Raw genomic sequence first — 20,298 nt, 5'->3', positions numbered from 1 at the left:
CTGCAAGATCAGCCGACCGCCTTGGCAAAGGCCGAGCGATAGAGCCCGGACAATTCCTCCAGCGGGGCAGAGGCCGTGCCAAAGCACACCGATGATCCGCCGAATTGCCCGACTTGCGCCACTTTGACCCCGGCTTTTTCGCCCGCCTCGATCAGATCGGGGACGTCCGCGATATCGCAGGCGACCAGATAGCGCGCCTGATCTTCGCCAAAGAGGGTGGAGATATGGCCGCTTTCCAGCCAGACGCCCGTTTTCGCGGCTTCGGCCATTTCGAACGCGGCCAGTGCAAGGCCGCCATCGGACAGGTCGGTTGCCGCGCGCAGCAGCTTGCGGTTGGCGCGCAGGAATTCGCCATGCTTGCGTTCAGCCTTCAGGTCCACCTCGGGGGCGTCGCCGGTTTCCAACCCAAAGGCTTCGGCCAGCAAGGCCGATTGGCCCAGATGGCCATGGGTGGTGCCGATGACCAAGGCCATATCACCTTCGCGCGGCAGACCGCTGATCAGGTCATCAGCAGAGGCCAGAAGCCCCACTGCGCCGATGGTGGGTGTGGGCAGGATGCCCACGCCATCGGTTTCGTTGTAAAGCGAGACGTTGCCCGACACGATGGGCATATCGAGTGCGGCCACCGCCGCGCCGATCCCTTTGATCGCGCCGACGAATTGGCCCATGATTTCCGGCTTTTCCGGGTTGCCGAAATTCAGGTTATCCGTGGTGGCCAAGGGCCGCGCGCCCACGGCACAAAGGTTGCGATAGGCTTCGGCCACGGCTTGCTTGCCGCCTTCCACCGGGTTGGCCTTGACATAGCGCGGCGTCACATCCGAGGTGAAGGCCAACAGCTTTGGCGTACCATGCACCCGCACCACACCCGCCCCAAGGCCGGGGCTGCGCACGGTATCGGCCATCACCATGCTGTCATATTGTTCATAGACCCAAGCCTTATGCGCATAGTTCGGGCTGCCGATCAGGGCGCGCAGGGCCTCAATCGGGCCGATGGCGGGGATATCACCCGTGGGGCCTGCCGCCGGGGTTTCCACCCAAGGGCGATCATATTCCGGCGCGGAGGAGGCGAGTTTCGACAGCGGCAGATCGGCTTTCACCTCATTGCCGTGCAGAATCAGGAAACGGTCTTCGGGGATGGTTTCCCCCACGATCGCAAAATCCAGATCCCATTTCACAAAGATCGCGCGGGCCACGGCTTCCAGTTCCGGGTTCAGCACCATCAGCATGCGTTCCTGAGATTCCGACAGCATCATCTCATAGGCGGTCATCGCGGCTTCGCGTTGGGGCACGTCATCGAGTTGCAGCTTGATCCCCAGCTTGCCCTTGTCGCCCATTTCCACGGCAGAGCAGGTGAGGCCCGCGGCCCCCATATCCTGAATGGAAATCACGGCCCCGGTCTGCATCAGTTCAAGACAAGCCTCCAGCAGGCGCTTTTCGGTAAAGGGGTCGCCGACCTGCACGGTGGGGCGCTTTTCCTCGATCGTGTCGTCAAATTCGGCGGAAGCCATGGTGGCCCCGCCGACACCATCGCGGCCCGTCTTGGCACCAAGGTAGACCACCGGCATGCCGACGCCGCTGGCAACGGAATAGAAAATCTTGTCGGCATCGGCCAGACCCGCCGCAAAGGCGTTCACAAGGCAGTTGCCGTTATAGCTGCGGTGAAAGCGGACCTCGCCGCCCACGGTGGGCACGCCAAAGGCATTGCCATAGCTGCCGACACCTTCGACCACGCCTTTGACCAGATGCGCGGTTTTGGGATGCGAGGGCAGGCCAAAGGACAGCGCATTCATCGCCGCAATCGGGCGCGCGCCCATGGTGAACACATCGCGCAGGATGCCACCCACACCGGTGGCCGCACCTTGATGCGGCTCGATATACGATGGGTGGTTGTGGCTTTCCATCTTGAAGATCACGGCCTGACCGTCACCAATATCCACCACGCCGGCATTTTCACCCGGCCCGCAAATCACCTGTGGCCCGGTGGTGGGCAAGGTGCGCAGCCATTTCTTGGAGGATTTGTAAGAGCAATGCTCATTCCACATCGCAGAAAAGATGCCGAGTTCGGTGAAGGTCGGCTCTCGTCCGATGATGCCTAGCAAACGCTCATATTCATCCGGCTTCAGCCCATGTGCGGCAACAAGCTCTGGCGTGATCGCGGGTTCGGTCATGGCATTTTCCCATCGGTCAATTGATGCCGCGCTGATAGGCGAAACCGGGGGCGAGGGGAAGGGCAAAGGCGGGCCCGAGCCGGGATTTTGCCCGGATTTCGCAAGTCCGCGCGGATTTTTTGGCGGAAATTTTGCGGGGCCTGTCGAAATCCTGCCGGGGCAAACGTCCTTTGGGGGTCTGGTCGGTCAGGAATGGATGTTTCCTGCCGCTGTCCATCGCTTTGCGGGGGGCTGGGTGTGGCGGGGCATCTTCACGCCTTGGGCCGTCAGACAAGTGGCAAAACATGCGGCCCGCCTGCTAAGCTGGGTTTGCATTTCATCTGAAAGGATAGACTATGAAATACATTGCGCTGATTTATTCGGACCCGGCACGGGAACCGAAACCCGGAACACCAGAGGGGGACGCGGATATGCAGGCCTATTTCACCCTGAATGACAGCTTGATCGAGGCCGGTGTGCTTGTCGGGGGCGAGGCGCTGGAAGGGGTGGAAACGGCAACCTCTTTGCGCATCAAGGCGGGCAAGGTGGAAACCATGGATGGCCCCTTTGCCGAAACCAAAGAGCTTTTGGGTGGGTTTTATATCATCGACGTGCCCGATCTGGACAGCGCGCTGAAATATGCCGCGATGATCCCGGCAGCGGCCCATGGCACCATCGAGCTGCGCCCGGTGATGGACCTGAGCGCCATGATGGAGGGCTGAATGCAGGGGCAGGGGCCTGACAGCACCGCAGGGCCCGCCCCGCCGCAAGACAAGGCCGCCCCCTTTGCCACGCAGACCCGCAGCGCGCTGGAGGCTGTGATGCGCGGCGACAGGGGGCGGTTGATTGCCGCGTTGACCCGGCAAATCTCTGATCTGCATCTGGCCGAAGATGTGCTGCAAGAGGCGCTGGCCTCGGCGCTGGCGCATTGGGGCCGGGCCGGGGTGCCGGACCATCCACAGGGCTGGCTGCTGCGGGTGGCCTATCGCAAGGCGATTGACCGGTTCCGGCAATCTGCACGGCACGGCAAGCAGGCAGCAGATATCGCACTGTTGGCGCAGGCCGAGGCCGAGGCGCCGCAGCCCATCCCCGACGAACGCTTGCGGCTGATGTTCACTTGCTGCCACCCGGCGCTGGACCAGAAGTCGCAAGTGGCGCTGACGCTGCGCTTGCTGGGCGGGTTGACCACGGCCCAGATTGCCCGCGCCTTTCTGGACCGTGAAACCACCATGGGCCAACGCCTGTCACGGGCCAAAACCAAGATCGCGGTGGCGGGCATCCGTTTTAACATCCCCGAAGCGCAGGATTGGGACGCGCGCCTGAATGCGGTGCTGACGGTGATCTACCTGATCTTCACCGCCGGGCATGGTGCAGGCGAAAGCCACGGCAAGGACCTGAGCGATGAGGCGATCTGGCTGGCCGGGTTGGTCAACCATCTGCGCCCCGATCAGCCAGAGGTCATGGGTTGCCTTGCGCTTTTGTTGCTGACCCATGCCCGCGCCGCTGCCCGCAAGGATGCGCAAGGGGTCACGATTGCCCTTGGCGCGCAGGACAGGTCGCTGTGGGATGCGACGATGCTGGCCGAAGGTCTGGCGCTGTTGGATGCGGCGATCAAACGCCACCGTCCCGGCCCGTTCCAGATCAAGGCGGCGATTGCGGCCTGTCATATCGGGCCAGAGGGGCCGGATTGGCCGCAAATTCTGGCGCTGTATGACAGTCTGCTGCGGATGGAGCCGACCAGCGTGATCCGCTTGAACCGCGCTGTGGCCTTGGCCGAACTGGGGCAGGCAGAGGCGGCCTTGATCGAGGTGCAAGGATTGGCGGCGGAACTGGCAGAGTATCAACCTTTTCACGCCACCAAGGCCGATCTTTTGCGCCGCCTTGGTCGCTGGGACGCCGCGCGCGCCGCCTATGACCGGGCCATCGCGCTTAGCCCGTCTTTCGCAGATGCAGCATTCTTGACCAAAAGGCGCGCTGCACTGCCGCAAAACTGACCACCTCTGGTCTGCGCCGCAGCCGTTGCCCAAGGTTTGGGCGGGCCTTGCCTGCCATTTGCGCAAAAAAAAGGCCGAGCAACCGCTCGGCCAAGTCCAACAGGGAGGTATGAAGAGGACAAGAGCTAATCATTGCCACCTTCGAGAGTTCAATTAGGCGTGCAATTCCTATTGTGCAAGTTTTTTGACCGTGCAGTCTAGGAATGTCCGATATGCGTTCTGTGCATGGCTGCAATAACCTATGGATAAGATACGGAAATTATCTATTCGTCGCCAGAACTGGCGGTTTCCCTTTGCCGCTTGCGATAGGCAAAAATTTCCTCGGTCACGAAATCGCGGAAAGCCGCCACGCGTTTTGATTGCCGCAATTCCTCGGGATAGGCCAGAAACACCGGCACTTCACCCGATTCCACCTCTGGCAGCACGCGCACCAGATCGGGGAAATCTTCGGTCAGGTAATCCGGCAGCACGCCGATTCCCAAATGGCTCAGCACACCTTGCAGAACCCCGAAATAGTTGTTCACCGTCAGCATTGACGGGATGTCGTGCATCATAAGCTGCTGCACCAGCGACGCCCCCGCCGCAACCTGCGCGGCATTTGTGTTCTGGCAGATCAGACGATGGGTGTTGAAATCCTCCATCCGCTGCGGTGTGCCCGCCTGTGCCAGATATTTCGGCGTCGCATACAGCCGCATGTTGATATTCATCAACCGCCGCCGGATCAAATCAGCTTGGCTGGGTTCCTTCATGCGGATCGCAACATCGGCCTCTCGCATCGGCAGGTCCAGCACCCGCTCCTCCAGCATCAGGTCGATCTTGAGGTTGGGGTATTTGGCGTAAAGCGCCGGCAGGCGCGGGGCAAGCCAGAGCGTGCCGAACCCCGTTGTCGTGGTCACGCGCAACTCGCCGAACACCTCATCTTCGCTGTCGCGGATGCGGGCGGCGGCTGATTCCAGCCGTTTGACCATGGATTTCGTCGCATCGAACAGCAATTCGCCCTGTTCGGTCAGAATCAGCCCGCGCGCATGGCGGTGGAACAAGGTCACGCTCAGGCTTTCTTCCAGCGACCGGATTTGCCGCGACACAGCCGATTGCGACAAATGCAGGGTATCCCCCGCATGTGTCAGGCTGCCTGCATCCGCAACCGCGTGAAAGATTCTGAGTTTATCCCAATCCATACTGATACTCTCGTAAAGTTGTCGGACGCTAACACGAAACGCTCTATGTATGAACTACCTGGCCCAAGTAAATGTTTTGTTCTGCACTAATTCCCCCTTTAAAGGTCAGTATTTTTGACCTATATTCAGAAGACGCATCGGCACTGGGGAGGGTTCGACGTGACAAAGCAAGAGATTTCTCTGAACGATCGGTATGATTTGGAAAAATCACCGGTGCTTTTGAACGGAACGCAGGCATTGGTGCGCCTGATGCTGATGCAAAAGGCACGCGACAAACAGGCAGGGCTGAACACGGCGGGGCTGTGCACCGGCTATCGCGGATCGCCGCTTGGCGCGGTGGACCAGCAGATGATGCGCGCGCACAAGCTGCTGTCAGCGGCAGACATCACCTTTCAACCGGGCCTGAACGAAGACCTTGCCGCCACCGCGATCTGGGGCAGCCAGCAGGCAGAGCTGCGCGGGCAAGGCAAGTTCGATGGTGTCTTTGGCCTGTGGTATGGCAAAGGGCCGGGGGTGGACCGGACAGGCGATGTGATGCGCCACGCCAATCTTGCGGGCACCTCGCCGCATGGAGGCGTGATCATGGCGTTGGGCGATGACCATACCGGCGAAAGCTCTACCACATGCCACCAGTCGGAATGGGCGGCGGTAGATGCCTCGATCCCCGTGATTTCGCCCGCAGGCGTGCAGGAAATCTTGGATTATGGCCTCTATGCCTTTGCTTTGTCGCGCTATGCCGGGCTTTGGACGGCGCTGAAGCTGATGAAGGACACGGTGGAGGCGACCAGCGTGGTGGATGCGCGGCTGGACCGGATGCAGTTTGTCACCCCCGATTTCCCGCTGCCCAAAGGCGGGCTGAACATCCGGCTGGCCGATCATTGGGTGCCGCAGGAAGAACGGCTGGTGAACCACAAACGCTTTGCCGCCGAGGCGTTTTCCCGTGCCAATGGCATGGACCGCCGGGTCTGGGGCAAGCCGGGGGCCAAGATTGGCTTGGTCGCGGCGGGCAAGAACTGGCTGGACTTGACGCATGCCTTGTCCTTGCTGGGAATTGATGCGGCAGAGGCCGAACGGCTGGGGCTGACGACCTATAAGGTGGGCCAGCCATGGCCGTTGGACATGATCAGCTTTCATGATTGGGCCGATGGGCTGGACCTGATCATCGTGGTCGAGGAAAAGCGCAAACTGATCGAAGTGCAGATCAAGGAAGCGATTTTTGATGACCGCCGGGGCCGCCGGGTTTGGGGCGGGCGCAAAGGCTCCCCCACCGCCGAGGTGCTGTTTCCGGTGCCGATGTCGCTGGACCCGGTGATGATCGCGGCCAAGCTGGGGGCGGTTTTCATCGACGAAGGGCGCGGCACGGATCGCTTGAAAGACGCGTTGCAACGCATTGATCAAGCAACGAAATCTGATAACGCGCAGGATATCGCGGCGCGCTTGCCTTACTTTTGCTCTGGCTGTCCGCACAACACCTCGACCCGGCTGCCCGAAGGCGCACGGGCGGGGGCTGGCATTGGTTGTCACGTCATGGCGCTGTGGATGGATCGCGGCACCTCTGGCATCACCCATATGGGCGGCGAAGGGATGAACTGGGTCGGTGAGGCCCCGTTTTCCAAAACCGACCATGTGTTCCAGAACCTAGGCGAGGGCACCTATAACCACTCGGGCATTCTGGCCATTCGCGGGGCTTTGGCGGCCAAGACCAATATCACCTATAAATTGCTGTATAATGATGCGGTTGCGATGACGGGCGGCCAGCATAACGAAGGCGATTTGTCACCTTACCGCATCGTCGACGAGGTTCTGGCGATGGGGGTTGAGCATGTCGCCGTGGTCTATGACCCGAAAGAGGCGGTGGAGCTGTCGCGCTTTCCCGCCCGGGTCGAAAGATATACCCGCGATGCGCTGCTGGAAGTGCAAGAGAAATTCAGCAAGATCAAAGGCGTATCGGTCATTGTTTACATACAGACCTGCGCCGCCGAAAAGCGCCGCCGCCGCAAGCGCGGGCAATTCCCGGACCCGGACAAGCGGGTGTTCATCAACACCGATGTCTGCGAAGGTTGCGGCGATTGCGGGGTGCAATCCAACTGCGTGTCCATCGTGCCGGTGGAAACCGAACTGGGCCGCAAACGCGCGATTGACCAATCCTCTTGCAACAAGGATTATTCTTGCGTTTCAGGGTTTTGCCCGTCTTTCGTTACATTGGAAGGCGCCAGGCTGAAAAAATCCGCCACGGCCGAGATTGCCATGCCCGACCTGCCGCAACCTGCTTTGCCCGGCATCAAGGGCACGCATAACATCGTGATCACCGGGGTCGGTGGCACGGGTGTGGTGACGGTGGGGGCGATCCTTGCGATGGCGGCGCATATTGATGGCAAGGGCGCGGGCATGATGGAGATGGCGGGCCTCGCGCAGAAGGGCGGTGCGGTGCATATTCACTGCCGTCTGGGCAACACACCTAATGATATTTCCGCGATCCGCGTGGCCGTGGGCGAGGCGGACGCGGTAATCGGCGGCGATCTGGTGGTGACGGCGGGGGCAAAAACCCTTGGGCTGATGACGACAGGCCGCACCGGTGCTGTGGTCAACAGCCATGAAATCATCACCGGGGATTTCACCCGCAATACGGAATTCCGTATTCCTTCCGATAGGTTACAGCTTTCTCTTGAGGCGCGCTTGAAAGACCGCGTTGCGTTTTTCGATGCCACAGAACTGGCGCGCGCAGCTTTGGGGGACAGCATTTATTCCAATATGGTCGTCTTTGGCGCGACATGGCAAAAGGGGCTTATTCCTTTGTCGCTGGAGGCGATCACCAAGGCGATCACGCTGAACGGGTCGGGGCCGGAAAAGAACCTGCGCGCCTTTGATCTGGGGCGGTGGGCGATGCTTTACCCCGATCAGGCGCAGGCGATCCTGACGCCCGAGCCTGCAAAAGCGGTGGACCCGGTCGCTTTCCGCGCCCGGCAGCTAGAGGCTTATGGCGATGGTGCCTTGGTGGCCCGCTACCTGAAACTGGTCGAGGCCGCCCCCGCGCCGCTGCGTATCCCCGTGGCAAAAGCCTATCATAAGCTGTTGGCAATAAAGGATGAATACGAAGTAGCGCGCCTGCATCTGGCGACGATTGAAAAGGCGCAGGCAGAGTTTGAGGGCGATTTGCGCCCGACCTTCCACCTCGCCCCGCCTTTGCTGCCCGGCAAGGATGGCCAAGGCCGCCCGAAAAAGCGTGCCTTTGGCCCGTGGATCATGCCTGTGTTCAAGGCACTGGCCGCCATGAAGCGCCTGCGCGGCACGCGGTTCGATCTGTTCGGCTATAGCGAGGAGCGGCGGATGGAACGCGCACTGATCGTGGAATATGAGGCGGATATGGCCGAAATCTTTGCAAGCTTTCGCCCGGAAAAGCTGTCCATCGCCAAGGACTTGGCCGAATTGCCGCTGTCCATTCGTGGCTTTGGTCCGGTCAAGGCTGCTAATGCCGAAAAAGCCGCCGCGACGCGCCGCGCCTTGCTGGCGCAATGGCGCGATGACGGCGATGGCAGCGCATTGGCGGCGGAATAGGCGCTGCGGCCTCTAACCTCTTTCCCCGCGCGGGCAGAGCGCTTATGCTGTGGCGAAAGGCAACGGGGCAGGCACCCCGGGTAAAAAGGGCAGCGATATGGCGGTAGGTGTTTTCGACAGTGGTCTTGGCGGGCTGACGGTGCTGGATGCATTGGTTAAACGGATGCCGGATCAGGCGTTCATCTATCTGGGCGACAATGCCAACGCGCCTTATGGCACCCGCACCCCCGATGATATTTACCGGCTGACCTGTGCCGCCACTGAACGGCTTTGGGCGGAAGGCTGCGATCTGGTCATTCTGGCGTGCAACACGGCCTCGGCGGCGGCGCTGAAGCGGATGCAGGAAACCTGGCTGCCTGTGGATAAGCGGGTGCTGGGGGTATTCGTGCCGATGATCGAGGCAGTGACAGAGCGGCAATGGGGCGACAATTCCCCCCCGCGCGAAGTCGATGTGAAACATGTGGCGCTGTTTGCCACCCCCGCCACGGTCGCCAGCCGTGCCTTTCAACGCGAACTGGCCTATCGGGCGATTGGCGTGGATGTCGAGGCGCAGCCCTGCGGCGGTGTGGTCGATGCGCTGGAGCAAGGCGATGAAATCCTTGCCGAAGCGCTGGTGCGCAGCCATGTCGAGGCATTGCTGCGGCGGATGCCCAAGCCCGAGGCTGCCGTTTTGGGCTGCACGCATTACCCACTGGTCGAACAGGTCTTTGCCGAGGCGTTGGGCCCCGATGTCCGCGTCTATTCGCAACCCAATCTGGTGGCCGAGGCGTTGGCCGATTACCTTGATCGCCGCCCCGAGATGCGCGGTGCGGGGCATCAGTCAAAATTCCTGACCACGGGCGACCCCGCGCGCGTCAGCAACAAGGCCACGCAATTCCTGCGCCGCAAGATCAGCTTTGAGGCGGCCTGAGGGGGCTGCTACGATACGCCCCATTCCCCTTTGCAAATTTGGTGATAAACCCCAGATAACGCGCAACGCAATTGAAAGAACGGAGACCGCGATGAAAGGTCTGAAAAAGAAACGCCGGATTCAAGTGATCCTGCTGGCTTTTGTGGCCCTTGCGCTTTCGACCGGGTTGATCGGTTATGCCATGCGCGACGGGATCAACTTTTTCCGCGCGCCGGCGCAGGTGATGGCCGACCCGCCGGGCGCGAATGAAACCTTCCGTCTGGGCGGGCTGGTGGCCGAAGGGTCCATCGTGCGCGGGCAGGGTGAGACAATCACCTTTGAGGTGACGGATGGCGCGGCCACGGTGCCGGTGGCCTTTACCGGTATTCTGCCCGATCTGTTTGCCGAAAATCAGGGGATGATCGGCACCGGCAAGCTGGTGGATGGCGTGTTTGTCGCCAGTGAAATCCTTGCCAAGCATGATGAAAGCTATATGCCCAAAGAAGTGGCTGACGCACTGAAAGAGCAGGGGCTTTACAAAGGCGCGGACGCCGAACCGAACGGTTGATTGCAGCCGTCTTAACCCAAGTTTCCGCATTCTGACCGCCAGCGCCGGGTCCATTCCCGGCCAAGGAGGCACAAGAATGCAAACGGTTGAAGAGATTGCCAAAGAAATCGTCGCGCGCGAAGGCGGCTTTGTGAATGATCCGGATGATCCGGGCGGGGCCACGAATTTTGGCGTGACCATCCACACACTGCAACGGCTGGGGCTGGACCTGACAGGCGACGGGGTGGTGACACCCGAAGATGTGCGCAAACTTACCCGCGACCGCGCGGTCGAGATTTATATCGAACATTACTTTACCCGCCCCGGCATCGCGCAATTGCCCGAAGTGCTGCAAGCCTCGGTTTTTGACATGATGGTGAACGCGGGCAATAACGCGGTGAAAATCCTGCAACGCCTGCTGACAGATATGGGCTTTGCTTGCGTTCCCGATGGTGCCATCGGGCCGCAAACCATCAGTGCGGCGCAACGCGCGTTCGAGGCGGCACCAACCCATCTGGCCGATGCCTATGCGATTGCGCGGCGGAATTACTACTATCGTCTGGCCGATGGCCGCCCCGCCAGCCGCAAATATGCGCGCCGGATCAATGGCGGCAAAGGCGGCTGGATCTTGCGCGCGGAGGAATTCATGTCCCCCAAATATCACCTGACCGAGGCACAGCACAAAGCGCGGGTGGCCGCATGGGGGTGATTGGCAAATTGATCGGCGGGCCTGCGGCGGTGACAGCCTTGGGCGATGCCGCACGCGGCGTGGCCGAGGTGTTCACCCCTTCCGCCACCCGCCAGATGGAACTTTCCGCCGAAGCGCAAATGTCTGCGCTGCGCCAGTTGGGGCTGGAATATGCCGATCCGGGCTTTGGTTGGTTTGACCGGATGGTGAACGGCTTGAACCGCTTGCCCCGGCCCTTGCTGGCCTTTGGCACCTTGGGTCTGTTCATCTATGCCATGGTGGACCCGGTGAGTTTTGGTAACCGCATGGTGGGGCTGAACATGGTGCCCGAACCCTTGTGGTGGTTGCTGGGCGCGGTGGTCGGCTTTTATTTCGGCGCGCGAGAGGCCTATTATTTTCGCCGCAACGGCACCGTTCGCCCGCTGTCTGCCGCGGCAAGCCAAACCGAGACGGCAGAGCCGAACCCCGCCCTGACCGATTGGCAGGCCGGGCGCGGATAGCGCCTTTTGTCCCACGCGCAGGGCATTGACCCCGCGCGTGGCCTCTGGCAGACCCATCCTTGATCCAAAGGACGGGACCAATGAACCTTTTTTCCGATATTCGCACGCTGGTTGTCAGTGAAATCGAAGCGATGATGGCCGCAGGCGATCTGCCCGCCGGGCTGGACCTTGCCGCCGTGGCGGTGGAACCCCCGCGCGATGCAAGCCATGGCGATATGGCCACCAATGCCGCAATGGTGCTGGCCAAGCCTGCGGGGCTGCCGCCGCGCGCGATTGCCGAAAAACTTGCCGCCCGTCTGGGCGCGGACAGCCGGATTGCCGCCGTCGACATCGCAGGCCCCGGCTTTTTGAACATGGCGCTGGTGCCTTCGGTCTGGGCCGGGCTTTTGGTGGCGGCCTTGAAATCCGGTGATGATTTCGGCCGCGCCACGCTGGGCCAGGGCATCAAGGTCAATGTGGAATTCGTCTCGGCCAACCCCACCGGGCCGATGCATGTCGGCCATGTGCGCGGCGCGGTGTTTGGCGATGCTTTGGCGCGGCTGCTGGCCTTTGCGGGCTATAACGTGACGCGCGAATATTACATCAACGATGGTGGCGCGCAGGTCGATGTGCTGGCCCGCTCTGTCTATAACCGCTACCTAGAGGCGCATGACCTGACGGTGGATTGGCCCGAAGGCAGCTACCCCGGCGATTACCTGATCGAGGTGGGCGAGGACTTGAAAGCCAAGGTGGGTGACATCTGGCTTGATGAACCCGAAAGCGTCTGGCTGGAAGAGGTGCGCAATTTCGCGACCGACAAGATGATGGAACAGATCCGCGGGGATCTGGCGCTTTTGGGCGTGCAGATGGATGTCTATTCCTCGGAAAAGGCGCTGTATGGCACGGGCCAGATTGAAGCCGCGATCAACACGCTGCGCGAGATGGGCCTGATCTATGAAGGCACGCTGGAGCCGCCGAAAGGCAAGCTGCCCGACGATTGGGAAGCGCGTGAACAGACCTTGTTCCGCAGCACCGCGCATGGCGATGATGTGGACCGCCCGGTGAAGAAATCCGATGGCGGCTGGACCTATTTTGCGCCCGATATCGCCTATCACTACAACAAGGTGCAACGCGGCTTTGACCAGCTTATCGACATTTTCGGCGCCGATCATGGCGGCTATGTCAAGCGGATGAAAGCGGCGGTTTCGGCGCTGTCGGGTGGCCGCGTGCCGCTGGACATCAAGCTGATCCAATTGGTGAAACTGTGGAAAAACGGCGAGCCGTTCAAAATGTCCAAACGGGCAGGCACCTTTGTGACCCTGCGCGACGTGGTTGAACAGGTCGGCCCCGATGTTACCCGTTTCGTGATGCTGACCCGCAAGAATGACGCGGCGCTGGATTTCGATTTTGACAAGGTGATGGAGCAATCCAAGGACAACCCGGTTTTCTACGTCCAATATGCCAATGCCCGGATCAACTCGGTTCTGCGCAAAGCGCGGGAGATGGGCGTTGCGGTAGATGATGCCACGCTGGCCGCCGCCGATGTGGCACAACTGACCCATCCGGCCGAAATTGCCATGGCCAAGAAAATCGCCGAATGGCCGCGCCTTGTCGAAATTGCCGCGCGCGGAAATGAACCGCATCGCGTGGCCTTTTACCTGTATGAGCTCGCCTCGGACCTCAACGGATTGTGGAGCAAAGCCAAGGAAGACACGTCCCTTCGCTTCATTCAGGACGATCCTGCAACAACTCAGGCAAAAATCGCACTTGCCCGGGCGACAGGCGTTGTGATTTCCGCAGGTCTTGCTATTTTGGGCGTTACGCCGGTTGAGGAAATGCGCTGAGATAAAGTGCCCCACTGGCGTGCAAACAGGCAAGACAGCGTGGCCGGGCAACCGCCCGCGCAGTGAGGCAAGAGCATGGCAGACGTGGAATTCGAAGAGTTCGAAGGCAGCTTTGGCGCATCCAATGGCGTTGCGGCCAAATCGGCGCGACTGATCGGGGTGGTTGGGGCCGTGACCTCGGTCGCCTTGGTGGTGGGCTTGGGGTATTGGGGCTACCGCCTCGCGGTGCGGGATATGACGGGCATCCCCGTTGTGCGCGCGATGGAAGGCCCGATGCGTATGGCCCCCGAAGATCCCGGTGGGGTCATCGCCTCGCATCAGGGATTGTCGGTCAATACGGTGGCAGCCGAGGGCGGCATTTCGGCCCCCGCCGATCGTTTGGTGCTGGCCCCTGCGCCGATCACCTTGGGCGAAGATGACGAAGCAGGCACCGCCGTGGCGATGGTGGCCCCAGTTTCGGGTCGGTCCTCCAACGCGCCGGGGCTGGCCCTTGGCCCGATGCCCGAATCCGTAGACGACGCGCCGCAACTGGTCAGCCTTGATGAAAACACCGATATCGGCGCGCTGGCGGATGCGCTGAGCCAAGGTGCCGTGCCCTTGTCGGGCGATCTTGATATCACCCTGCGGTCCGAGCCGGAGCCGGTGTTTTCCTTGCCCAAAGGGGCGATGGCCCAATCGCCGCGCCCACGCGCCCGCCCCGAAGGCAGCGTGACATTGGCCGCCGCAACCCCGCAAGACACGCCCGAGATGAGCGGCGATGATCTGGCCTCGGGCACCCGCCTTGTGCAACTCGGCGCGTTTGACAGCGAAGAGGTCGCGCGCAAGGAATGGGATCGCCTGTCGGGCAAATTCGGCGATCTGATGGATGGCAAAACCCGCATCGTGCAAGCCGCACAAAGCGGTGGCCGCACCTTCTACCGCCTGCGCGCGCTTGGCTTTGCCGATGAGGCGGATTCGCGCCGCTTCTGCTCGGCCTTGGTTGCGGAACGCGCCGCCTGTATCCCGGTCGCCGTGCGATGAGCGCCACACAAGGCGCAACGATCCTTGGTTGCCTCGGCCCGGTTCTGTCAGAGGCCGAGGCCGGTTTTTTCCGAGAGGCCGATCCTTGGGGCTTCATCCTCTTTGCCCGCAATGTCGAAGACCCGGCACAACTGCGCCGCCTGACCGATGATCTGCGCGAAACCGTGGGCCGCGATGCGCCTGTTTTCGTCGATCAGGAAGGCGGGCGGGTGCAACGGTTGCGCGCACCGCATTGGTCGGAATGGTTGCCGCCCTTGGATATAGTGACACTGGCGATGACCAGCGCCGCAGCGGGGCAGGGGTTGGAACAAGCCTGCCGCGCGATGTGGCTGCGCTATCGCTTGATCGCGGCGGAACTGCGCGGCGTGGGCATTGATGGCAATTGCGCGCCGTGCCTCGATGTTGCCTCTGCCAATACCCATGCTTTCCTGCGCAACCGCTGCTTTTCCGATGATCCGCAGGTCGTGGCCGCCCTTGGCCGCGCCGCTGCCGATGGGCATCTGGCGGGGGGCGTTTTGCCGGTGGTCAAACATATGCCCGGCCATGGCCGCGCCACGATGGACAGCCACAAGGAATTGCCCATCGTGACCGCCCCGCGCGATCTGCTGCACGCCCATGATTTCGCCCCCTTCCACGCGTTGCGCGACCTGCCGCTGGCCATGACCGCGCATATCGTCTTTACCGATATTGACCCCGACCATCCTGCCACAAGCTCTGCCGCCATGGTGCAGTGTATGCGGGGGCAGATAGGCTTTGACGGGTTGCTGATGTCGGATGACCTGTCGATGGAGGCGCTGTCGGGCAGCCTTGGTGAACGCGCCGCGGCCACCATTGCCGCCGGTGTTGATATCGCGCTGCATTGCAACGGCAAGCCCTTTGAAATGGAACCCGTGGTCGCCGCCGCAGGCCGCATGACGCCCAAAGCCCAAAGCCGCGCCGATGCCGCCTTGCGCGCCCGCATTGCGCCAGAAACAGTTGACATTGCCGCCCTGTCCGCCGAACTTGCTGGCCTCTTGGGCGGGCGGGGACATGTCTGACGACTGGGCGACAGGGCAGGAAAAGATAAGCGTCGCCGACCGGCTGGCCGCCGAGGCGCTGATCGTTGATGTCGACGGGTTCGAAGGCCCGCTTGACCTGCTGTTGACTCTCAGCCGCACGCAAAAGGTGGATTTGCGTAAAATCTCGGTTTTGCAACTGGCCGAGCAGTATTTGGTTTTTGTGAACAAAGCCAGTGCCTTGCGGATCGAACTTGCGGCGGATTATCTGGTGATGGCGGCTTGGCTGGCCTATCTGAAATCGCGCCTGCTGCTGCCGCCAGACCCAACCGAGGAAGGCCCCAGCGCCGAAGATCTTGCCGCGCATCTGGCCTTTCAACTTGAACGCCTGCAAGCCATGCGTGAGGCCGCGGCCCAGCTTATGGCCCGCGATCAAAAGGGCCGCGACTTTTTCGCCCGTGGCCTGCCCGAAGATGTGACCCGGCGCAAAAAGATCAGCTATTCCGCGACCTTGATGGACCTGATGCAGGCCTATGCCCGCATCCGCACCCGTGATGATTTCCGCCCCTTCGTGATGGACCGCAACAATGTCTTCACGATGGAGGAAGCGTTGGAGCGTCTGCGCGGGCTTTTGGGCTATGCCGGGCAATGGACGGACCTGACAAGCTGGCTGCCGGCGGGATGGGAAACCAACCCGCAGCGCCGCCGCTCTGCCACCGCCGCCCATTTCGCCGCGATTTTGGAACTGGCCAAGGCGGGCCAGCTGGAGGTGCGGCAAGGCGAAACCTTCGCCCCGATTCAGGTCCGCAAACGTGAAGGGGGCCGCACATGAGCGACACCGACAGCCTGTTTGCCGCCCCGCCACAGGCCGAACAGGAACGCATGATCGAGGCAGTGCTGTTTGCCAGTGCCGAACCGGTGACGCTGGCCGAACTGACTGCGCGCCTGCCGCATGGCTGCGATGCCGCCGAGGCGCTTGTGACCCTGCGCCGCCGCTATGAAGGGCGGGGCGTGCATCTGGTCAAGGTAGGCGATGCCTATGCCTTTCGCACCGCCCCCGATCTGGGCCATCTGATGCACAAGGAATCTGTGGAGGCGCGCAAACTGTCACGCGCGGCCATCGAAACCCTTGCCATCGTCGCCTATCACCAACCCGTCACCCGCGCCGAGATTGAAGAAATTCGCGGCGTGGCCGTGTCGCGCGGCACGGTGGATCAATTGATCGAGTTGGAATGGATACGTTTTGGCCGCCGCCGCATGACGCCGGGCCGTCCGGTGACTTTTGTGGTGACAGAGCAGTTTCTGGACCATTTCGGCCTTGAATCGGCGCGCGACTTGCCGGGGCTGAAAGAATTGCGTGCCGCAGGGCTGCTGGATAATCGCCCCAGTTTCGTCACGCAGACCCCGCAAGATGATGACGACGAAAGCCCCGAAGGCCAGAGCGAATTGTTCGAGGATTAGATATGAGCATCGACCGCATCATCAACATGATCATCAACCAGATCATGCGCCGCGTGATCAACACCGGCATCAACAAAGGCATCGGCCATTTCGCGGGCAAGGGCAAACCGGGGGCCGCAGCCGGGCAGGCCGACCGCGTGCAATCCAGCCAAGCGCGCGAAACCGCCAAACGGGCGCGGCAGGCGGCCAAACTGACCCGGCGTCTGGGGCGTTAATTGCCCGTCAGCCGGGCCGAAAAAATCTGATCCTGCACGGCCAGAATAGCCTCTGGCTGTGCGTCAAAAGGCAAGACTATATTGCCGCGCGCAAAGGTGGCGTCTGTAGCAACGCTCCATTCCACCACCAAGGCAGGACCATTGACCGAAGGCTGCTGATCAAGGCTGATCTGGTCCAGCATCGCGCGGATCGCCCCTTGCATTAGCGCCACATTCGTCGCGCTGGCTTCGGCCTCGATCACCGTTTCGTTGCCGTCCTTGTCAAACACCAACTGCGCCAAGACGCCGTTTTCCAGCTCAAGGTTCAGCGCGCCCGCCGCCTCTTCGGCACCTTCGGGCCAATAGGACAAGTAAAGGTTCAAATCCGCAGGCCCCGCCAAAGCAGGAAGCGGCAGCAGCAAGGCACAAAGGGCAAGCGCGTGTTTCATGGCAATTTGCTTTCAGCACAGGGCATTTGGAAATGTTTGGACAGTTTCAACCCCTGTCCCTGATAGTTGGACGCAATCCCGGTGCCATACAACGCCTCGGGCCGCGCGGCCATTTGTTCATAGACCAGACGGCCGACAATCTGGCCGTGTTCCAGCACAAAGGGCGCCTCATGGCAGCGCACCTCCAACACCCCGCGAGAGCCTGCACCACCCGCTTCTGCCCAGCCAAAGCCGGGGTCAAAGAAGCCCGCGTAATGCACCCGAAATTCGCCTACCATGGCCAGATAGGGGGCCATTTCGGCGGCATAATCGGGCGGAATCGTCACCGCCTCGCGGCTGACAAGGATATAGAACGCACCGGGGTCAAGGATGATGCGACCATCCCGGCTGCGCACATCTTCCCAAAACGCCTGCGCGGGGTAATGGCCGATCTTGTCCAGATCAATCACACCGGTATGCGGTTTGGCGCGAAACCCCACCAGATCATCGCGCCCCGCTTGCAAATCCACCGAAAAACCCAAACCTTCCGAAATCACCGCCGTGCCAGACACCAAGGGTGCGGCCTTGTGCAAAGCGGTCAGCGCGGCATCATCCAGCACCGATTGGCCGTTGCGGAACCGGATCTGGTTCAGCCGCATGCCGGGGCGCACCAGCACCGAAAAGCTGCGCGGGCACACTTCGGCATAAAGCGGGCCGACATAGCCCGGCGCGATGCGGTCAAATTCCACCCCGCCATCGGTAATGGTCCGCGTCAGCAAATCCAGCCGCCCGGTGGAGGATTTTGCATTCGCCACCGCCGTCAGCCCTTGGGGCAGGGCCAACCGCTCCATCAGGGGAATCACATAGACGCAGCCTTTTTCCAGCACTGCGCCATTCGACAGGTCCACGCGGTGCATCTCAAATTCCGCGATGCGGTCTTCGACCGTGCGGCCATGGCCGGCAAGGAAAGACGCACGGACGCGGTAAGCCACGGTTCCCAAACGCAAATCAAGGCTGGCAGGTTGGATCTGATCGGGCAAGACCGCCGGGCGCGCCGTAATCGCACCGCTTTCCACCAAACCGCGCAAGGCCTGTGACGGGAGAACTCCGGTCGTTTGCATCGTCATGCCCCCCATGGCTGCGGCGGTGATATGGAAACGCCCGCGCCTGTCTGCACAGGGCGGGCGGTTTCAAAACTGGTCGGGCTAGCGAGATTCGAACTCACGACCTTCCGTCCCCCAGACGGACGCGCTAACCAGGCTGCGCCATAGCCCGACACTGGCGCTTTCATACTGAATTTCCGGGCGGGGGCAAGCATGAAAGCACCATTGGCGACGAATTAGCGGCGCGGAACCCGGCCCAGATCACCCACACGGTTGCGCAACTGCTCCAACCGCCGCATCAGCGCCTCGGCCTCAGCCCGTTTCGGGGCCAGATCCCCGCGCCGCAGGGCGCGCAAATCGGCAGGCAACCAGTGGCCGGTAATCTCTTGGAACATGGGCAAGGGCCCGGGCAAGGCAGGCTTGGCCGGTGCGTCGCTGGGCGGTGCCGCCTTGGCCTCGGTTTGCGCCGCTGCTGCGGCCACGGGTTCCGCTGCGTCTTCCGGCTCTGGCTGTGGTGGATGCGCTGTCACGGGCTCTGGCTCTGCCGCCGGTTCTGCTGCCTGTTCTGGGGCCGATTGGGGGGCAGGGTCATGTGCCTCGGGCGCGTTTGTGTTCTCCGTCACCGAATCATCCCCGAGCGGTCCGGCTGATTCGGGTTCAGGGCCCGGCGCAGGCGCGGGCAAAGGCTCTGTCGGCTCAAAGGCGAATTCCGGCGCTTCGCTGTCCGCCTCGGACAGGGGCGCTTGCGTTCTGGGGGGCGCAGGTTCTGCGTTTTCCTCTGGCGCTGCGGCCACAGGCTCGGCCTTGCCGAAGGGGCCAGAGAGTGCGGCCTGCAAGGCTTGTTCCTCTGCTGCCGTCAGCGGGGCAGGCGTTGGCTCTGCCGGGGTTTCGGGCCCGCGGGCAGCGGCCAGTGCATCGGCGGCTTGGGCGGCGGCCCGTTCGGGCGCAGCCTCCTCTCGCACGTCTTCTGCCTGCTGCGGGGCGTCCTGCATAGGCTCTGCATCCGTAGCCTCTGCTGCGGCGGATTTGCCGGGAAACAACGGAATTGGGGCCGTGCTTTTCTGCTCTGCCTCTGGCGACTCCGCTGCCAGCTCCAGATCGGTATCCATCATCTCCGCCTCGGCATCCTCGTCCTCTGCCAAGCCGGATACATGTTTAACCCCTTGTTCACGCAGAATTTTCTGCACGCCCCGGATGGTCATCCCTTCCTCATGCAGCAAGCGCCGGATACCCGACAGCAGCGCCATATCGGCAGGGCGGTAATAGCGGCGGCCGCCCGCGCGCTTCACGGGTTTGATCTGTGGAAACCGGCTTTCCCAGAACCGCAAGACATGCGCGGGCGTTTCCAGAAGCTCGGCAACTTCACTGATCGTGCGAAACGCGTCGGGCGATTTATCCATTATCCCGCCTCAGATCACCCGTGGCTGCCAGCAGCAACGCGGTCTTTCATCAGATGTGACGGCCGGAAGGTCAGCACGCGGCGCGGGCTGATCGGCACTTCATCACCGGTCTTTGGGTTGCGCCCGATGCGGGCGGTTTTGTCCCGGATCGAGAAGGTGCCAAAAGACGAGATCTTCACCGTCTCGCCCGATGCCAGCGCATCCGACACATGTTGCAGCACGCTTTCCACAAGCTGCGCCGATTCATTCCGTGACAGGCCCACCTCGCGAAACACAGCTTCGCTCAGGTCCATCCGTGTCAAAGTCTTTTCACTCATTCTATCCCCCCGGGTTTTTCAGGAAGGATGCTGCCTTTGAAAAGCCAAGTCAATATCAG

Annotated in this window: 19 protein-coding genes and 1 tRNA gene; 13 read left to right on the top strand and 7 right to left on the bottom strand. The window is 61.7% G+C overall.

Annotated features, from left to right (window positions below):
- Positions 1–8 precede the first annotated feature (8 nt).
- Positions 9–2,168 (bottom strand): phosphoribosylformylglycinamidine synthase subunit PurL, encoded by a 2,160-nt coding sequence (gene purL, locus EGN72_RS02960; protein WP_127045161.1) that lies wholly within the window; start codon positions 2,166–2,168, stop codon positions 9–11.
- A 335-nt stretch (positions 2,169–2,503) separates the two neighbouring features.
- Here purL and EGN72_RS02955 point away from each other — a divergent pair, with 335 nt between their 5' ends.
- Positions 2,504–2,869 (top strand): YciI family protein, encoded by a 366-nt coding sequence (locus EGN72_RS02955; RefSeq protein ID WP_127045160.1) that lies wholly within the window; start codon positions 2,504–2,506, stop codon positions 2,867–2,869.
- Positions 2,870–4,141, top strand: coding sequence for an RNA polymerase sigma factor (locus EGN72_RS02950; RefSeq protein ID WP_127045159.1), 1,272 nt, complete (start codon positions 2,870–2,872; stop codon positions 4,139–4,141).
- Positions 4,142–4,404: 263 nt separating this feature from the next.
- Here the strand turns inward: EGN72_RS02950 and EGN72_RS02945 are convergent, their stop codons facing one another.
- A complete protein-coding gene (locus EGN72_RS02945) occupies positions 4,405–5,319 on the bottom strand; it encodes a LysR family transcriptional regulator (protein WP_127045158.1) in 915 nt (304 codons plus the stop codon).
- A gap of 159 nt (positions 5,320–5,478) precedes the next feature.
- On the opposite strand from EGN72_RS02945, the gene EGN72_RS02940 reads away from it, so the two are divergent.
- The 11 genes from EGN72_RS02940 (at position 5,479) to EGN72_RS02890 (ending at position 17,012) form a co-directional block, all read left to right on the top strand.
- On the top strand, positions 5,479–8,874 hold the full coding sequence (locus EGN72_RS02940) for an indolepyruvate ferredoxin oxidoreductase family protein (protein ID WP_127045157.1): 3,396 nt from the start codon (positions 5,479–5,481) through the stop codon (positions 8,872–8,874).
- 97 nt (positions 8,875–8,971) lie between these two features.
- Positions 8,972–9,784 carry a glutamate racemase gene (gene murI, locus EGN72_RS02935; RefSeq protein ID WP_127045156.1) on the top strand — a complete coding sequence of 271 codons (813 nt, stop codon included), beginning with the start codon at positions 8,972–8,974 and terminating at the stop codon, positions 9,782–9,784.
- A gap of 91 nt (positions 9,785–9,875) precedes the next feature.
- The gene (ccmE, locus tag EGN72_RS02930) at positions 9,876–10,331 is read left to right on the top strand and encodes a cytochrome c maturation protein CcmE (RefSeq protein ID WP_127045155.1); all 456 of its coding nucleotides are present in this window, start codon (positions 9,876–9,878) and stop codon (positions 10,329–10,331) included.
- Positions 10,332–10,407: 76 nt separating this feature from the next.
- Positions 10,408–11,019: a holin-associated N-acetylmuramidase gene (locus EGN72_RS02925; protein WP_127045154.1), complete on the top strand. Its 612-nt coding sequence runs from the start codon at positions 10,408–10,410 to the stop codon at positions 11,017–11,019.
- Positions 11,010–11,498, top strand: coding sequence for a holin family protein (locus EGN72_RS02920; RefSeq protein WP_127045153.1), 489 nt, complete (start codon positions 11,010–11,012; stop codon positions 11,496–11,498). Before EGN72_RS02925 ends, EGN72_RS02920 begins: the two co-directional genes overlap by 10 nt.
- An 80-nt stretch (positions 11,499–11,578) precedes the next feature.
- On the top strand, positions 11,579–13,321 hold the full coding sequence (argS, locus tag EGN72_RS02915; RefSeq protein WP_127045152.1) for an arginine--tRNA ligase: 1,743 nt from the start codon (positions 11,579–11,581) through the stop codon (positions 13,319–13,321).
- A gap of 75 nt (positions 13,322–13,396) precedes the next feature.
- A complete protein-coding gene (locus tag EGN72_RS02910) occupies positions 13,397–14,341 on the top strand; it encodes an SPOR domain-containing protein (protein ID WP_127045151.1) in 945 nt (314 codons plus the stop codon).
- Positions 14,338–15,378 (top strand): beta-N-acetylhexosaminidase, encoded by a 1,041-nt coding sequence (gene nagZ, locus EGN72_RS02905; RefSeq protein WP_127045150.1) that lies wholly within the window; start codon positions 14,338–14,340, stop codon positions 15,376–15,378. Before EGN72_RS02910 ends, nagZ begins: the two co-directional genes overlap by 4 nt.
- Positions 15,371–16,168, top strand: coding sequence for a ScpA family protein (locus EGN72_RS02900; protein ID WP_127045149.1), 798 nt, complete (start codon positions 15,371–15,373; stop codon positions 16,166–16,168). The genes nagZ and EGN72_RS02900 overlap by 8 nt, the downstream gene beginning before the upstream one ends.
- The gene (gene scpB / locus EGN72_RS02895) at positions 16,165–16,797 is read left to right on the top strand and encodes an SMC-Scp complex subunit ScpB (protein ID WP_127045148.1); all 633 of its coding nucleotides are present in this window, start codon (positions 16,165–16,167) and stop codon (positions 16,795–16,797) included. The genes EGN72_RS02900 and scpB overlap by 4 nt, the downstream gene beginning before the upstream one ends.
- 2 nt (positions 16,798–16,799) lie before the next feature.
- Positions 16,800–17,012, top strand: a complete 213-nt coding sequence (locus tag EGN72_RS02890; RefSeq protein WP_127045147.1) for a hypothetical protein — start codon at positions 16,800–16,802, stop codon at positions 17,010–17,012.
- Here EGN72_RS02890 and EGN72_RS02885 read toward each other — a convergent pair.
- The 5 genes from EGN72_RS02885 to ihfA all read right to left on the bottom strand — a co-directional run bounded on the left by EGN72_RS02885 (position 17,009) and on the right by ihfA (position 20,239).
- Complete coding sequence (locus tag EGN72_RS02885) at positions 17,009–17,440, bottom strand: hypothetical protein (RefSeq protein WP_127045146.1); 432 nt, start codon at positions 17,438–17,440, stop codon at positions 17,009–17,011. The two genes, EGN72_RS02890 and EGN72_RS02885, sit on opposite strands and share 4 nt — an antisense overlap.
- On the bottom strand, positions 17,437–18,540 hold the full coding sequence (locus tag EGN72_RS02880; protein ID WP_127045145.1) for a 2'-deoxycytidine 5'-triphosphate deaminase: 1,104 nt from the start codon (positions 18,538–18,540) through the stop codon (positions 17,437–17,439). The genes EGN72_RS02885 and EGN72_RS02880 overlap by 4 nt, the downstream gene beginning before the upstream one ends.
- 76 nt (positions 18,541–18,616) lie before the next feature.
- Positions 18,617–18,694 (bottom strand) — tRNA-Pro (locus EGN72_RS02875).
- Positions 18,695–18,758: 64 nt separating this feature from the next.
- On the bottom strand, positions 18,759–19,922 hold the full coding sequence (locus EGN72_RS19435; RefSeq protein ID WP_233587007.1) for a MerR family transcriptional regulator: 1,164 nt from the start codon (positions 19,920–19,922) through the stop codon (positions 18,759–18,761).
- Positions 19,923–19,936: 14 nt separating this feature from the next.
- The gene (gene ihfA, locus EGN72_RS02865) at positions 19,937–20,239 is read right to left on the bottom strand and encodes an integration host factor subunit alpha (protein WP_127045144.1); all 303 of its coding nucleotides are present in this window, start codon (positions 20,237–20,239) and stop codon (positions 19,937–19,939) included.
- Between the last annotated feature and the right edge of the window lie 59 nt (positions 20,240–20,298).

Origin of the sequence: Pseudorhodobacter sp. E13 (assembly GCF_003991405.1) — a bacterium.
In the GTDB taxonomy this organism is placed as follows: Bacteria; Pseudomonadota; Alphaproteobacteria; order Rhodobacterales; family Rhodobacteraceae; genus Pseudorhodobacter.
This window is presented reverse-complemented; position numbering and strand designations above follow the sequence as displayed.

Bases quoted from the DNA above. Each gene is read 5' to 3' on its own strand.
- purL (WP_127045161.1), bottom strand. From the start codon at position 2,168: ATGACCGAACCCGCGATCACGCCAGAGCTTGTTGCCGCACATGGGCTG.
- EGN72_RS02955 (WP_127045160.1), top strand. From the start codon at position 2,504: ATGAAATACATTGCGCTGATTTATTCGGACCCGGCACGGGAACCGAAA.
- EGN72_RS02950 (WP_127045159.1), top strand. From the start codon at position 2,870: ATGCAGGGGCAGGGGCCTGACAGCACCGCAGGGCCCGCCCCGCCGCAA.
- EGN72_RS02945 (WP_127045158.1), bottom strand. From the start codon at position 5,319: ATGGATTGGGATAAACTCAGAATCTTTCACGCGGTTGCGGATGCAGGC.
- murI (WP_127045156.1), top strand. From the start codon at position 8,972: ATGGCGGTAGGTGTTTTCGACAGTGGTCTTGGCGGGCTGACGGTGCTG.
- ccmE (WP_127045155.1), top strand. From the start codon at position 9,876: ATGAAAGGTCTGAAAAAGAAACGCCGGATTCAAGTGATCCTGCTGGCT.
- EGN72_RS02925 (WP_127045154.1), top strand. From the start codon at position 10,408: ATGCAAACGGTTGAAGAGATTGCCAAAGAAATCGTCGCGCGCGAAGGC.
- EGN72_RS02920 (WP_127045153.1), top strand. From the start codon at position 11,010: ATGGGGGTGATTGGCAAATTGATCGGCGGGCCTGCGGCGGTGACAGCC.
- argS (WP_127045152.1), top strand. From the start codon at position 11,579: ATGAACCTTTTTTCCGATATTCGCACGCTGGTTGTCAGTGAAATCGAA.
- EGN72_RS02910 (WP_127045151.1), top strand. From the start codon at position 13,397: ATGGCAGACGTGGAATTCGAAGAGTTCGAAGGCAGCTTTGGCGCATCC.
- nagZ (WP_127045150.1), top strand. From the start codon at position 14,338: ATGAGCGCCACACAAGGCGCAACGATCCTTGGTTGCCTCGGCCCGGTT.
- EGN72_RS02900 (WP_127045149.1), top strand. From the start codon at position 15,371: ATGTCTGACGACTGGGCGACAGGGCAGGAAAAGATAAGCGTCGCCGAC.
- scpB (WP_127045148.1), top strand. From the start codon at position 16,165: ATGAGCGACACCGACAGCCTGTTTGCCGCCCCGCCACAGGCCGAACAG.
- EGN72_RS02890 (WP_127045147.1), top strand. From the start codon at position 16,800: ATGAGCATCGACCGCATCATCAACATGATCATCAACCAGATCATGCGC.
- EGN72_RS02885 (WP_127045146.1), bottom strand. From the start codon at position 17,440: ATGAAACACGCGCTTGCCCTTTGTGCCTTGCTGCTGCCGCTTCCTGCT.
- EGN72_RS02880 (WP_127045145.1), bottom strand. From the start codon at position 18,540: ATGCAAACGACCGGAGTTCTCCCGTCACAGGCCTTGCGCGGTTTGGTG.
- EGN72_RS19435 (WP_233587007.1), bottom strand. From the start codon at position 19,922: ATGGATAAATCGCCCGACGCGTTTCGCACGATCAGTGAAGTTGCCGAG.
- ihfA (WP_127045144.1), bottom strand. From the start codon at position 20,239: ATGAGTGAAAAGACTTTGACACGGATGGACCTGAGCGAAGCTGTGTTT.